We start from the raw sequence: 14,198 nt of genomic DNA on the forward strand, positions 1-14,198 counted from the left end.
ACCCGGGTAAAGACCCTGCCGGATATGGCGCTGACCTTGCCGGCCATGAAGCATATGGATGATGCGGTCGGTATCAACCTCGCGACACTGACCCCAGTCCAAAGCAACAGAACCGATCATGCTCGACGTCGCTGGCTTCAAGAAGTGTCGGCGACGTCTTCGCCCTGACCGACCAGGAACGGGTCCTATGCCGTGAGGCCATAGCCCTCGAAGCCCTTGAGCTCATCCAGCACAATCGATGTCTTGACGTGCATGACCGATTCATGCGGCAGGAGCACGTCATTGACGAAGCGCGAGAGATCCTGCAGGCCCCGAACGGCCACCTTCAGATGATAGTCCATTTCCCCCGTCAGCGCATAGGCTTCAAGAACTTCAGGAAGGCTGCGCACCAGTCTTGCAAACTTCTGCGCATTGTCCCGGTTATGCGTCGAAAGGGTCACCGAAATGACGATCAGAAGATCCAGCCCGAGTTTCTGCCGATCCAGTTTTGCCTGATAGCCCCGAATGAAACCATCCTCTTCCAGGCGTGAGCGGCGCCGCGAACATTGGGACGGCGAAAGCGCAATCCGCTCGCTCAATTCATTATTGGTAAGCCGCGCGTCCTTTTGCAGTTCGTCAAGAATTCGGAGATCATAGCGGTCAAGATGCGCATTCATTGCATGAATTCCGTAATATTTGCACAGACTATGCGCAAATTTCTCCTAATCTGCTAAATTTGCAAGAACTTTTCGCCAGAAAAGGCTCACAATCACCTCACCTGAAAAGAGGAGGAATTTATGGGTCCCTTTCCGCACGATGCCGCACCGTCCATGATCACGCCGGACAATCCCGCCGGCACTGACGGTTTCGAATTTGTCGAATTCGCTCACCCGGAGCCCGAAAAGCTGGAGACCCTGTTCAGCCAGATGGGCTACGCACCCGTTGCCCGGCACAAGACGAAGAAGATCACCGTCTGGCGCCAGGGCGATATCAATTATCTGGTCAATGCCGAGCCGGACAGCCATGCCATGCGCTTCGTTGGCGACCATGGCCCATGCGCGCCCTCCATGGCCTGGCGGGTGGTGGATGCACAGCATGCTTTCGAGCATGCGGTTAAAAATGGCGCTGTCCCCTATGAAGGTAATGACAAGGCGCTTGATGTCCCGGCCATTGTCGGGATCGGCGGGTCGCTTCTCTATTTCGTTGATCTCTATGGTGAAAAGGGCTCAGCCTATGACGCGGATTTCGACTGGATCGGAGCTCGAGACCCGAAGCCGGAGGGCATTGGCTTCTATTACCTCGATCATCTGACGCATAATGTCTATCGGGGCAATATGGACACCTGGTGGGACTTCTATCGCAATCTCTTCAACTTCCGTCAGATTCACTATTTCGACATTGACGGTCGCATCACGGGGCTTGTCAGCCGCGCGATAACCTCGCCCTGCGGCAAGATCCGTATTCCGCTCAACGAATCCAAGGACGATGTCAGCCAGATCGAGGAGTATCTGAAGAAATACAAGGGCGAAGGTATTCAGCATATCGCTGTCGGAACCGAAGACATCTATGACGCGACCGATCGTCTGGCAGCCAATCAGCTCCGCTTCATGCCGGGTCCCCCGGATGTCTATTACGACATGTCATTCGAACGGGTGAACGGTCACAGCGAGCCGATCGAGCGGATGAAACAGCATGGCATCCTGATCGATGGCGAGGGTGTCGTAAACGGCGGCATGACAAAGATCCTGCTGCAGATCTTCTCCAAGACGGTGATTGGGCCGATCTTCTTCGAATTCATCCAGCGCAAGGGTGACGAGGGCTTTGGAGAGGGTAATTTCAGGGCACTCTTCGAGTCCATCGAGGCAGACCAGCTTGCGCGTGGCGTGATCGGCAAGGAAGCCGCCGAATAAGGCTTGTTGAGCCATGACTTCGCCATCCGGCTGCGACAAGCCAGCAGCCGGATGGCCTTTTGAAGGTCCAAAGGCCCTGCGTCGCCAGACAAGGCTATCCGCCTTCTTTGGGATTAAATCCGCTTCTTGCTGCCGGTTGATCGTCAAATCGCATGTTGAGTTTCAAGCACTTAGACTTGACTTGTCGAAGGCGTTTTGGCCCTCTTCAACCGGGACTGTCAATGTAAGTCTGAGCTCAAAGCGAGGAGGTTGCCTGACGGACTCCGGTGCGGCGGCAGAAGGGGATCGTCGGACTGGGGGGCAGCCATGACATCGCCTCGTCCATTCCGGGATGTGAAGCTGCAATGGCTTCGGCAGTTGAGCTGCGACAAGGATCTGAGCGACAACGCGCGATCGTTGGGGCTCTATATCGTCACCACGCATTTGAACGGCCACACCGAAAAGGCGTGGCCGTCCTATCAAACGATTGCCGACGCGACCGGCAAGAGCGTCAGAACCAATCAGCGCGCCGTCCGTGACCTAGGTTCTGTTGACAAAGTATGGCAGCCATATTTTGTCAACAGGACCTAGTAGTCGGCAAAAAGATCAATAAGTATCATTGGAGCGGGCAGACTTCGAGGAAAGCAGCCCATATCGACGCATCTTGTCATTCAGGGTGCGTCGCGGAATTTCAAGTGTTTCGGCAGCACGTTGTGTATTGCCCCGGTGGCGATCCAGAACCGCGGCGATTTCCCTTGCCTCAAACTGAGCGACGCGCTCGGCCAATGCCCCAGAGGATTGTACAAACATACCCACCGGGCTCGGCGTGGAAATCCCAAGTGCGTGCGCTTCTGCGACGGCCTTTAACTCCCGAACATTTCCAGGCCAGGCTCGCCGTTTGAGATATTGCTCCAATCGCCAATCGACAGCCTGGGCAACACGACCATAGCGTCGTGCAGCCAGTTCAGCATAATGGGAGAACAAAAGCGGAATATCTTCGCCCATCTCCTTGAGACAAGGCGTTCTCAACTCCACGCCAGCGAGGCGATAGTAAAGGTCGGCCCTGAACCCATCGACAAGACGCAAATCTCTCTTGCTCGTCGCGATCACCCGAATGTCCAGGGGCCTGAGACAGGTCTCCCCCAACCGCTCGACCTGGCGCTCTTCAAGCACGCGCAAAAGCTTTGCCTGAACGCTCGCCGACATGGCTTCAACTTCATCGAGGAGCAAAGTGCCACCAGATGCCGCCTCCAGTTTCCCGTGTCGAGCCCCTCCGACACCCGAGAAAGCGTTGGCTGCTTGTCCGAAGAGGATCACTTCCGCCATCGCTTCAGGCAGTGCAGCACAATTGATGGCAATGAAAGGTCCTTCAGCTCTGTTGCTGCTCGCATGAAGGGCTCGCGCGGCCAACTCCTTGCCAGTTCCGGTCTCACCGATGATCACCACATCAACATCCAATGATGCTATCGCTGATATTCGTTGCCTCAATTCAAGAATAGCGCGTGATCGGCCAAGTAGAGTAGCGTCAGCCTGCGCACCGATCACGCTCTGTAGCCGAAGGACCTCCAGCCGAGCAGCGCGGGCAGCAAGAGTGCGCTCTACAACCTGGACAAGGTGCTCAGCGTCGTAGGGTTTTTCCAGGAAATCCTCGGCTCCGGCCTTCATTGCCTCAACGGCATGCCCGACATCACCATGACCCGTCAGCAAGACAACCGGGAGGTCTATGTCCCTTTGCTTGACAGCATGCATGAGCTCAAGACCGGTCATTCCCGGCATCCTCAAATCCGTCAGAATCAGGTCTGCGCGAGAGGTCTGGAGGAAAGCAAGGACATCGCTTGCGTTTTCAAAGCCCGTCACAGTGTGGCCAGACGCGTTCATGAGGTCACATAATGCCGTCAGGTGATCCCTGTCATCGTCAACTATCAGCAGGCAACCCATCTAGTTCTCTCCTCCACTGGCGAGATGCGCGAGAGGCATTTCAACGATGATTTCTGTCCACGATCCCTCAACGGAGGAAATCGAGAGACGGCCACCAAATTCTGTCAGGATCGCTTTGCAAATGGAGAGGCCCAGACCCAGGCCATCACTTTGCGTCTTTGAAGAATAAAAAGGTTCCGTCACTTTATGGATCATGTCGGGTGCAATACCTATTCCTGTATCTCGAACGCGGATTTCGGCATTTCCATCCACGACCGCAAGGCTGACAACCACGCTCGAATTAGATTTCCCTTCCGTGGCGTCCAGAGCGTTCAGCATCAGGTTCACTGCGACCTGTTCCATGCGGACGGAGCCCGCCAATACCAGAACCGGTTCCGGCGGAAGCAGCAGTTGCGGCTCGACCCCGGCAAGACGACTGCGTGGATGAACAAGATCTGCTGCAGACTTCAGCACTTCTCGCAGATCAACATGACAACGTTCACCACTCTCCTTGCGACCGAAGCTCTTGAGGTGCTTGGTGGTGCGTTGCATGCGTCGAACGAGAGCTTTTGCGGAATCGATCCGGCCAACATTCGCCTGGTCGGCTGGCTGGAGAGATAGTTGTGCAGCCGTCAATGTCGCTTCCATGGCAGCGAGCGGCTGACTGATCTCGTGAACAATTGCTGTCGACATCCGACCCAACGCTGCCATCTTTTCCGAATGAACCAGATTGTCCTGTGCCGCCCGCAGCTCAATCTCGGCCTGCTGTCGTGCTTCGACTTCTGTTGCCAGGTCGCGGGTTCTTTCCTCGACCATAGTTTCAAGCTTGTCTGACTGCTGCAACTTCAACTGAAGGATCTGTCTGCGCTGATCAACGACTTTCCACAGCAGGGCCATGCCAAACGTGGCAAGTGCCGCAAATGCAGCCCATCCTATCGATTGAGCGGCAATCCAGGAAGACGACCGTGTCGCAACGATCCGCCAGTTTGTCTCGGGCATCACCATCAGTCTGCCGATTGCACCCGATCCCCGGATGTCAGGAGAATGGGAAGACAGTTCAAAGAGCGGCTGTGCCCGACTGAGATTCACGCCGTCATAGGCACGGCTTTCCTCAAGTCGCAGAATGCTGTCAGTCGATAAAGGCCACAACGGACGATAAATCCAGCGCGGCTTGCCAGAAAGAAAGACGACCCCGTCGGCATCGGCTAGCGCAATATCTGCCCCGGCATTCTGCCAGGTGGTTTGAAGCGGTTTCAGATCGACCTTAACAACCAGGACACCTGGGACATCGCCGTTCAAAATCCTCGTGGACAAGAAGTAGCCTGGTACTCCAGTTGTCACACCGATAGCGTAAAACTCGCCATGGCCATCGATCATCGCACGGCTGAAATACGGACGGAAACTATAGTCCTGGCCGATAAAGCTGCCCGCCCTGTTCCAATTTGATGCCGCGATGGTCGTTCCCCACTTATTGATGAGAAACAATTCCGCAGCACCCGCGTGGCGGGCAATCGTTTCAAGGTAGCGGTTGGCATCGTCTAAATAGGCGGGATCTATCAACGCCGCGCGGATGCGTCCATCTTCGCCTGCGACGTCCGGAAGAGATCTGAAGCGATCGATTTCGGCCCTTACCGCTCTTGAGGTCAACAGCAGGGATTGATCAAGTTCCGATCTGGCGGCTGAGACTATGAGCCGATCAGACAGGAACCATCCGATAAAGGCGGCAAGAAGAGCAGCAACGGTCGGGACGAATGCGCTACGCCTGGTGGTCATCTCAAATATACCAGATCCATCGCAAATGTCTCCGGCGGACAATATATGCAAACCGAAACAGGCTTTCTTTCTATCATTTTAATGGCTCGCCTTTGAGACAATCATCCAACGCCCCGCCCAGCACCCGACGTGCAACGACCGGGTGCTGGATGTTGCAATAGCAGATTTTCACTTTTCAGAAGCTTTAAGCCAGCGAGCGCCGGCGTACGAAAAGCGAGGCGAAAAAGCCAAATAGTAGTACGAAGCCCAATGCATCAGTGCCGGGAAGAGCGACAATCATCGATGCTGCTGCCGAAAGGGCCAGAGCCCTTTGCCAAAGCTTCAAACGGCGTCCCATCCATCCTACGACAGCCGCCCCCCAAAGGCCAATCGCAATCAGTGCCTTCATGACAATATAGGCAACCGCGGGTGCATATCCGATTGCATTTGCAAGTTGCCCACCCTCCTGCAACATCAGGGCTGGCGTGTAGACTGCCATGAACGGGATGACGAAACCGGCCGCGGCGATCTTGACTGCATTCAGACTAATCGTCAGCCCACGTTCTTTTGCGATAGGAGCAGCGGCAAAGCAGGCAAGTGCGACGGGAGGTGTCAGGTCAGCTAGGATCCCGAAATAGAACACGAACATATGGCTGACGATGAGGGGCACGCCCAGTTCCAGCAACGCAGGGCCCGCAATCGACGATGTGATGATGTAGTTGGGGATCGTCGGAATACCCATCCCAAGAATGATACACGTCATCATGGTGAGGACGAGGCTGAGGAAAAGGCTTTCCTTGCCTATTCCAACGATGAACTGGCCAAAGGTATTGGCGGCGCCGGTCAGTGTCATGGTTCCGATGATAATCCCGACCAAGGCGCAGGCGATACCAACAGGCAGGGCGGTCTTTGCCCCGTCTGCCAGCGCGTCACGACATGCGCCAAGTGTTTCCATCCCGCCTTTGACGAAGATGGAGGCAACGACAAGCAGCAAGACCACCGACGCAACGACCCAGATGCCCCATTGCAGGAAAGCCCCGGCTCCGAGACCCAGGAGCACCCAGAACATCACGCGAATGGTCCCGCTCGGAAGACCAAGTGCCACGCTGCCACCCAAAATAAGCATGATCGTGAGCCCTAGCCCAACCGTCCCCGCAAACAGCGGGGTATAGCCCGAAAACAACAACCATACGAGGATCGCGAGCGGCAGAAGAAGATGCCAGCTCCTTTTGATCGCCTGTATCGGAGAGGGCAACTCTTCCTTGGAAAAACCTCTGAGACCCATCCGACCAGCTTCGAGATGCACCATCCAGAAAGCGGAAGCGAAATAGAGAATTGCCGGGATGAGCGCTGCCTTTACAACCTCGATATAATCCACTCCCAGCGTCTCGGCCATGATGAAAGCAACAGCCCCCATGACCGGCGGCATGATTTGGCCACCCATGGATGCAGTCGCCTCTACGCCGCCGGCAAAAGCAGGTCGGTAGCCAAAGCGCTTCATGAGGGGAATGGTAAACTGGCCAGTTGTGACAACATTGGCGACGCCAGAACCGGAGATCGTACCCATAAGTCCGGATGCAAGGACCGACACCTTTGCAGCACCCCCGGTCTTATGACCAACCAATCCAAGGGAGACGTCTGTGAACAGCTTGACCATGCCAGCTTTTTCCAGAAATGCCCCGAACAGGATGAACAGGAAGATGAACGTCGACGAAACATATGTCGGGATGCCGTAAATCCCTTCTGTACCGAAAGCCATGTGATCGATGACCTGTGCAAAGTCATAGCCCCGATGATCGAATGGCGGGGGCAGGTATTCTCCAAACAGGCAATAAGCGAGGAACAGGCCAGCGATGACGGGCAAAGCTGGGCCCATCAGGACCCAGGCTGCTGCGAAGATCAGTGCGATTGTCAGGACCCCGACCATGATGTCCCGATCCAGCGGGTCTCCGGCGCGCAGAAGCAAAGGCTCGTATTCGACCCATTGATAGCCAGCCAGGAAAACAGCAAGTGCTGCAAGCGCCCATGCCACCAGCTTGGTGCCCAAGCTGTTTGTCCGCTGGAGCGCGAGCAGTGGGAATACCAGAAGCAGCAAGAAGCCAACATGGACGGCGCGCGTGATCTGGCTCGCGAAATCGACCAGATGGGCGGCAGTCATGATTTGAAATACAGAAAAGGTAACTGCGATCCAGAACAGCAATCGACCCTCGCGCGTTGCCGCAAACCCTGCAGCAAGGGGATCATGAGCAGACGAGGCACCATCGTCAGTCTTAGTCATTCGTTTCTCCCGAAAAGAAAAAGGGAGGGGTCAACGACACCCACCCAATTCGCCCTTGGCCTGGTTACTTGATCAGGCCGACTTCGCGGTAGTAGCGCTCTGCACCCGGATGAAGCGGTACAGGCATCCCCTGCAAGGCACCTTCGAGAGTGATCGCCTCTGCGGCTTTATGGGCTGCGGACAATTCCGAGAGGTTGTCGAACAGCAACTTGGTCATATGATAGACTGTCTCTTCGCTGACATCTGCATGGGTCAGGAAGTAGTTGCCTACTGCCAAAGTCTGCACGTCCTTCGTCTGACCTTCATATGTACCGGCAGGAATGACTGCGGCCACATAGGGCGCTCCGAGCTTGTCAGCGACGTCCGGCGGTATGGACACAATCGTCGTTGCAACCGATGTGGAAAGATCCTTCAGCGAAGCCACACCCAGACCTGCAGATTGCAGAGTGGCGTCCAACTGGCGGTTCTTCATGAGTTCAATTGATTCAGCGAAGGGCAGATACTCCGTTTTGCTCAAATCATCGTAGCTCATCCCCAGGGCACCCAAAATCGCACGCGCATTGAGCTCAGTTCCGGATTTTGCGGCCCCTACAGACATGGACTTGCCCATGATGTCGGTAATGGAAACGACACCGCTCTCTGCACTTGCCGCGATCTGAATGAAGTTTGGGTAAGCGGCGGCTATGCCGCGAAGCTTGTCAAGCGGAGCCTTGAAACCAGCGTCCGCATCGCCTTCCCAGCCCAGTTTCACCGTGTCACCGAGAGCAATGGCAAATTCGCCTTTGCCCTGCTGAAGAAGGTTGATGTTTTCAACCGAGGCCTTGGTCGCCTGGACCTGTGTCCGAGCACCTTCGATGCCTTCTCCATAAACCTTGGAAAGGGCAACTCCGATAGGATAATACACACCCGAGGTGCCACCGGTCAGAATGTTGATAAACTGGTCAGCTTGGGCGGCTACAGGCATGAGCGCCATAGCTGCAACAGAAATCATCACGCGCGAAACGCGTATCACTTTCTTCGTCATGTATCCCTCCAACGCGCTTCGGGCAACCCGATCGTCGTCCCGCTTCCTCTGCGCGCAGGGACCTAATCACGCGGTGCATCAGCTGGAAATACCGAGAGGACGTGGCCAACCAAAGTTCGTGGCAAAAGGCCACCACGGATCTGGCAGCTTCCTGCCTTTGACATGGATCGGCTTGATGAATCTCTTTTATCAACCTGTTTTACAACACAAAAAAGCAAGATCGCTCCAATTGATGTCAGCAATTTCTTGCGCGTTGATTGCTCCATACAAGCGCAAGATCTCCGCTATACCCTCTGAGGGGCAGGGATTTGATGGCTTTAAGTGCGATGTCAGGTTTACGGGCTCTTCTCCACAGTGTGTCCTTCATCGGCTGGTAGCGGCAATGTCGCTATGGTCAGGCATGCGAAAGAAATCGAAACGGTCGCCCGGCGCAGGGGTGACGTTCCCGCATGTCACGCCCACTGTTGACGACAGGGGGGGTGTTTCCGCTGCTGGATCCGCGATCGGCATCTGCCCCGATGGTCTTGCCTTGCGCCTTAACAGCGCGACAACCTGACAAGGATTGACTCAGTCGGGCAACATCTGGCCAGTTTGCGATATACAGGGGCGCGAGGATCTATGAGTGAGTTAGCGTCAATCTCTCCCGCCACTGTCCAAGTTGAGTTTTGAAACTTTATTGGATTCCCCACGCCCGAAACCTCCCCGTCATCTCCCTGAGGCCCAGCTCAAAACAATCCGCCGCGCCGCCTGCGGCGTCACGCCGAGCGTCTTGACGACCATGCCGGTGGACACCAGCGGTCTCGCCATCACCAACTCGACCAACTCCGGCAGTTTTGAAGAGGTGCGTCGCCCCTCCAGCTTTCGGTCCATCATCGTCCTGGCCAGCGTTAGCCGGTCATGCTCTTTCATGCCGATGTCGGCGGCCGCCAAAAGCCCGAGGGCGATCCCGAGCAACCGCGTTTCCCGGTGGCGATGCCGGTGCCGACCGAGCCAGGGGGCGTGCTGAAGCACGGACACCTCGTTCCAGGCATCGAGGGCGATGATCGCCTGCAGCACTGCCGGCAGGTTTTCGGCCTGACGCAGAACGTTGCGCGATTCGTCGAGCCGGGCAGATCTTTGACATCGTCACCATGATCCCCCTCCCCTTCCGCGTCGTTAGCGACCGCCGCCCGAATAACGCCGGCTGTCGTCGCCTCGTCCCCGCCGCCTGACCCGATCTCCGACGTTTTCCGCAGCGCACGGATGCCATCGGCAGAAAGCGCCCAATCCAGGGATTGGCCGACGATCCGTCGACGAGTGAACAGGACGTCGCGGGCGATGGTCAGCTCAAGTGTGGGTTTGCGAATTTCCTTCGTGCCGTCATGGAGGATGATGTGTTCGAGATGGACGAGTTCGCCGTCGATCCACAGCGAGGCGCGGGCATCGGTTAAGCGGGTGCGCTCGATCCACTCCTGTTCGACCGGCGAACGCGCAATCCGCTCGACCAGACGCGCCAATTCGATCCCGGCGCGGAATGCCAGCTCCATCAGGGCTACTATGCCAATCTTTGCGAGATCTTAAGCCATTGAAATCATAATAGATGATTGCATAGGGGAACTCTATAGAAATATTGTAGTTCCCTACATGTTGTCCTAGCCGGTTAGCGCTTTAACCACCGACAAGTAACCCGTTATCAAATTTCAAACGTACATGAAGATTGTACATAGTCGAATTCCCTGCTATCGTCCCCGCAAAATCCGAATGCGGAGGCCAAAAATGCCCCAGACCAGCTACAACGTAAGCGAAGCGCGCAAGAAATTCGCCCAAGTCCTTGAACGCGCCAATCAGGGCGAAGAGATCGTGATCATGCGCGGCAACGAAATCTACGCCAAAATCGGCCCGGCCTCCGATGGCAGCAAACGGCCCTTCGGCCTCCTCTGCCATCGTCGCTTGCCCGATGATCTGTTCGATCAACCAGATCCCGTACAGTCCGCCATCGATGCAGGCGACTGGAATGACGATACCGGCATATGGCAGGGCGACGTCCAGCGTGCCGAACCCAGCAAATGAAAGCACTACTTGATAGCCATACCGTCTATTGGTGGCTGATTGGTAGCAATCGTTTGTCTGCAACGGCACGATCACTCGTTGAGAACAAAGCCAATGTCATCCTTGTCAGCGCCGTTTCCTTTTATGAACTGGACAACAAGATGCGACTGAACAAGCTCGACCTCAGACCGCAGGAGCTTAGGGCAGCCGTGGCGGAAAGTGGCCTCAAAACATTGGCCATCACCGATCTGCATGCAGAGCTTGCAGCTAGTTTCGACTGGGACCACCGCGATCCCTGGGACCGAATCCTTGCTGCTCAGGCCCGGTTGGAGCACTGCGCGTTGATTTCGACGGATCTTGTGTTCGACACACTGCTCAACGAACGCATATGGTGAGGATGGCTCGTTGAAGATTCTCGTAGAGATCGAAGAAGCAACCTAACGGTTTAAGGAGCTCGTCGACCTGGCAGAGCGCGGCGATGAGATCCTATTCTGTCGTGCGGAAAAACCTGTGGGAAGGATGATCAGGATGTAAGTGCAGGGCGGTCCCCTGAGAAACCGGTGGAAACTGGCAGAGGAAGGCCGGAAACATGTACCGCCCGTCACAGAGGTGGCTCGGGAAATCTGAACAGGTGAGATCAGTGTAATTTCTGTCTGAAATCGGCATTATGCCGGGTGACAGGAGAGAGCATGCCCAGACGACCAAGACGTAATCATACACCTGCTTTGAAGGCCAAAGTGGCGCTTGTCGCCGTGAAAGGCGAGAAGACCATGTTGGAGCTTTCACAGGAATTTGACGTTCACGCTAACCAGATCAAGCAGTGGAAAGACCAATTGCTTGAGGGGGCGACCGGGATTTTTGGCGCGGAAACCCGTGTTGAAGATCATGCTCCTGTAGTGGATATCAAAACGCTCCATGCCAAGATCGGCCAGCTGAAGCTATAAAATGATTTTTATCCGGAGCGCTCACCAAAGCCGGAGTTCTGGATTGAGGCGATTTATCGCCGTCCCAACACGTCGAAGCCTGAGCCGGGTCACAAGGTATTCCCGTATCTGCTGCGCAACGTGGCGGTCACAAAACCCAATCAGGTCTGGGCAATGGACATAATTTAAATTCCGATGGCCAAGGGTTTTGTTTATCTGGCAGCCATCGTCGACTGTTTCACGCGGCGGGTCTTGTCCTGGCGGCTGTCGAGGAGGCTCTGGCCAAATTCGGAAAACCGGAAATATTCAATACGGACCAAGGCAGCCAGTTCACGTCTACGGCCTTTACCGACGTGCTGAAACAGGCAGGCATCCAGATCAGCATGGACGGAAAAGGCGCATGGCGCGACAATGTTTTTGTCGAGCGGTTGTGGGGGACGATCAAGTATGAAGAAGTTTATCGCAAAGCCTATGACAGCGTCAGCACTGCACGAAAATCCCTTGGCCGCTATCTGAGCTTTTACAATCACCTGCGCCCACATCAGGCCCTGGCCATGAAAAGACCCGCTCAGACATTCGCATGAGCGGCATAAACTGTGCAGATTCAGCTGGGTCAATACAGATTTTCAATCCGCAGCCCCACTGGTTCACAATCGACCGGTTCGCCTGAAGGGGCATCATGGCTGCGCCAGCAACGGATGTTTCTGGGCTTAATGCATGGCCTTATCTTTTTCCATAGGGCTATGCGAGCAGCCGCATTTCCTGTTTCGCGCTTCCCGCAAAATCTGCAATTCGCTCACCCATGGCTGGTAAGCAGTGCGTCGTTCGCACACTTTTTAGTCAATATTGCAAGTGCGAAAAAAATATGCAAGCCTCCATAAAGCTGAGGGCGTCATTCAGCACGCCCGAGGTTCAGAACGACGCGGATCGAGTCATGAAGGATGTCCATGCCTTGTAGGACGTGCTGCCAGTTTTTCCGCTATCATTCCGGCCAGTCTCTCGGCGTCGGAGTGGTGCATGGCTGACTACCTCCTGACGGATTGCGAAGCCGTCATCATAAACGAGGGAAAAGGTCCGAGCGTTCTCAGACATGTCGATATCCTGACTTCTGGAGCGAGGATCGAGGCAATCGGACCGGGGCTTTCACGTCTCGCCAATGCCGCGAACGCGCAGAGGCTCGACGCAAGCGGCTGGTTTGTCTATCCCGGACTGATCAATACCCATCACCATTTCTTCCAGACATTTGTTCGCAATCGCGCCGATCTCGACTGGACCAAACTCTCCGTCATCGACTGGCTCGACAGGATCTATCCGGTCTTCTCCCGATTGACCGAAGACTGTTTCTATCATTCGTCGCTGACCGCCATGGCCGAGCTGATCAAGCATGGCTGCACGACGGCCTTCGACCACCAGTATTGCTTTCCCCGTCACGCCGGAAAACGGTTGATCGACCGTCAGTTCGAGGCGGCGGAACGGATCGGGATGCGTTTCCATGCTGGGCGAGGTGGCAATACTCTGCCAAAGTCCGAAGGATCGACCATTCCTGATGAAATGCTGGAGACGACGGACGAGTTCATCGCCGATTGCGAGAGGTTGATCGAGACCTATCACGATGCATCGCCCTTCAGCATGCGACAGATGGTGGTCGCCCCCTGCCAGCCGGTCAATTGCTATCGCGAGACCTTCGAGCAATCGGTGGCGCTGGCGCGTGACAAGGGGGTGCGGATGCATACCCATGTCGGCGAAGGCGAAAGTCGGGTCATCGAAGCACGCCATGGCCGGCGCACGGTCGATTACTGTGCCGAGATCGGTTTTGCGGGCGCAGATGCGTTCTATGCCCATTGCTGGGAGTTGAGCCACACGGAACTTGCACGCATGGCATCTGATGGAACGGGCGTCTCCCATTGCCCCGAACCCGTCTATCTGGTCGGGGCGGAAGTCACCGATATTCCCGCGATGCAGGCGCTGGGTCTGACGATTGGACTAGGTTGCGACGGCGCCGCCTCCAATGACAATTCCAATCTCATGCACTGCATCCATTCCGCATATATGCTCCAATGCCTGATGGCCTCACAACGCCAGCATCCGGTACCCGCACCGGTCGACTTCCTCGGCTATGCGACAACCGGAGGCGCAGATCTTCTGGGCCGCGCCGACATCGGGCGGCTCGCACCCGGCATGGCGGCGGATCTTTTTGCCATCGATACCCGACGCATGGATTATGTCGGAACGCGCCACGACCCCTTGAGCCTGCTGGCGAAGCTGGGCATCGGCATGCCGACCGATCTGACCATGATCAACGGCCGGATCGTCTGGGCCAAGGGAGAATTTCCGGGGTTCGACGAGGCAGAACTTGCCGCCCGGGCCGAAGAAGCGCTTGCGACCATTCAATTCTGAAACATCAAAAA

General features: G+C 55.8%; 10 protein-coding genes and 2 pseudogenes. 6 read left to right on the forward strand and 6 right to left on the reverse strand.

What is annotated here, in order from left to right:
• Nucleotides 1-185: 185 nt before the first annotated feature.
• On the reverse strand, nt 186-656 hold the full coding sequence (locus FE840_RS20455; RefSeq protein ID WP_138287594.1) for an Lrp/AsnC family transcriptional regulator: 471 nt from the start codon (nt 654-656) through the stop codon (nt 186-188).
• Between the two features lie 120 nt (nt 657-776).
• Here FE840_RS20455 and hppD point away from each other — a divergent pair, with 120 nt between their 5' ends.
• The gene (gene hppD / locus FE840_RS20460; protein WP_138287593.1) at nt 777-1,889 is read left to right on the forward strand and encodes a 4-hydroxyphenylpyruvate dioxygenase; all 1,113 of its coding nucleotides are present in this window, start codon (nt 777-779) and stop codon (nt 1,887-1,889) included.
• A 306-nt stretch (nt 1,890-2,195) separates the two neighbouring features.
• Nucleotides 2,196-2,459: a helix-turn-helix domain-containing protein gene (locus tag FE840_RS20465; RefSeq protein ID WP_246318957.1), complete on the forward strand. Its 264-nt coding sequence runs from the start codon at nt 2,196-2,198 to the stop codon at nt 2,457-2,459.
• A gap of 15 nt (nt 2,460-2,474) precedes the next feature.
• Here FE840_RS20465 and FE840_RS20470 read toward each other — a convergent pair whose 3' ends face one another.
• The 5 genes and pseudogenes from FE840_RS20470 to FE840_RS20490 form a co-directional block, all read right to left on the reverse strand.
• Nucleotides 2,475-3,806 (reverse strand): sigma-54-dependent transcriptional regulator, encoded by a 1,332-nt coding sequence (locus FE840_RS20470; RefSeq protein ID WP_138287592.1) that lies wholly within the window; start codon nt 3,804-3,806, stop codon nt 2,475-2,477.
• Nucleotides 3,807-5,558 carry a sensor histidine kinase gene (locus FE840_RS20475; RefSeq protein WP_138287591.1) on the reverse strand — a complete coding sequence of 584 codons (1,752 nt, stop codon included), beginning with the start codon at nt 5,556-5,558 and terminating at the stop codon, nt 3,807-3,809.
• Between the two features lie 184 nt (nt 5,559-5,742).
• Complete coding sequence (locus FE840_RS20480) at nt 5,743-7,815, reverse strand: TRAP transporter permease (protein WP_138287590.1); 2,073 nt, start codon at nt 7,813-7,815, stop codon at nt 5,743-5,745.
• A 64-nt stretch (nt 7,816-7,879) separates the two neighbouring features.
• Complete coding sequence (locus tag FE840_RS20485) at nt 7,880-8,806, reverse strand: TAXI family TRAP transporter solute-binding subunit (RefSeq protein ID WP_246318976.1); 927 nt, start codon at nt 8,804-8,806, stop codon at nt 7,880-7,882.
• Nucleotides 8,807-9,512: 706 nt separating this feature from the next.
• Nucleotides 9,513-10,365: pseudogene (locus tag FE840_RS20490) on the reverse strand (helix-turn-helix domain-containing protein).
• 229 nt (nt 10,366-10,594) lie between these two features.
• On the opposite strand from FE840_RS20490, the gene FE840_RS20495 reads away from it, so the two are divergent.
• From FE840_RS20495 to FE840_RS20510, 4 genes and pseudogenes are all read left to right on the forward strand, one after another.
• Entirely contained in the window at nt 10,595-10,888 is a 294-nt protein-coding gene (locus FE840_RS20495; protein ID WP_138287588.1) for a type II toxin-antitoxin system Phd/YefM family antitoxin, read from the forward strand.
• Nucleotides 10,885-11,262 carry a type II toxin-antitoxin system VapC family toxin gene (locus FE840_RS20500; protein ID WP_138287587.1) on the forward strand — a complete coding sequence of 126 codons (378 nt, stop codon included), beginning with the start codon at nt 10,885-10,887 and terminating at the stop codon, nt 11,260-11,262. The genes FE840_RS20495 and FE840_RS20500 overlap by 4 nt, the downstream gene beginning before the upstream one ends.
• A 294-nt stretch (nt 11,263-11,556) precedes the next feature.
• Nucleotides 11,557-12,374, forward strand: a pseudogene (locus FE840_RS20505) (IS3 family transposase).
• Between the two features lie 433 nt (nt 12,375-12,807).
• Nucleotides 12,808-14,187: an amidohydrolase gene (locus tag FE840_RS20510; RefSeq protein WP_138287586.1), complete on the forward strand. Its 1,380-nt coding sequence runs from the start codon at nt 12,808-12,810 to the stop codon at nt 14,185-14,187.
• The last annotated feature ends 11 nt before the right edge of the window (nt 14,188-14,198 follow it).

The sequence above is a fragment of the Peteryoungia desertarenae genome (assembly GCF_005860795.2).
Classification (GTDB): domain Bacteria; phylum Pseudomonadota; class Alphaproteobacteria; order Rhizobiales; family Rhizobiaceae; genus Allorhizobium; species Allorhizobium desertarenae.

Coding starts and splice junctions, on each gene's coding strand:
- FE840_RS20455 (WP_138287594.1), bottom strand. CDS start 656: ATGAATGCGCATCTTGACCGCTATGATCTCCGAATTCTTGACGAACTG.
- hppD (WP_138287593.1), top strand. CDS start 777: ATGGGTCCCTTTCCGCACGATGCCGCACCGTCCATGATCACGCCGGAC.
- FE840_RS20465 (WP_246318957.1), top strand. CDS start 2,196: ATGACATCGCCTCGTCCATTCCGGGATGTGAAGCTGCAATGGCTTCGG.
- FE840_RS20470 (WP_138287592.1), bottom strand. CDS start 3,806: ATGGGTTGCCTGCTGATAGTTGACGATGACAGGGATCACCTGACGGCA.
- FE840_RS20475 (WP_138287591.1), bottom strand. CDS start 5,558: ATGACCACCAGGCGTAGCGCATTCGTCCCGACCGTTGCTGCTCTTCTT.
- FE840_RS20480 (WP_138287590.1), bottom strand. CDS start 7,815: ATGACTAAGACTGACGATGGTGCCTCGTCTGCTCATGATCCCCTTGCT.
- FE840_RS20485 (WP_246318976.1), bottom strand. CDS start 8,806: ATGATTTCTGTTGCAGCTATGGCGCTCATGCCTGTAGCCGCCCAAGCT.
- FE840_RS20495 (WP_138287588.1), top strand. CDS start 10,595: ATGCCCCAGACCAGCTACAACGTAAGCGAAGCGCGCAAGAAATTCGCC.
- FE840_RS20500 (WP_138287587.1), top strand. CDS start 10,885: ATGAAAGCACTACTTGATAGCCATACCGTCTATTGGTGGCTGATTGGT.
- FE840_RS20510 (WP_138287586.1), top strand. CDS start 12,808: ATGGCTGACTACCTCCTGACGGATTGCGAAGCCGTCATCATAAACGAG.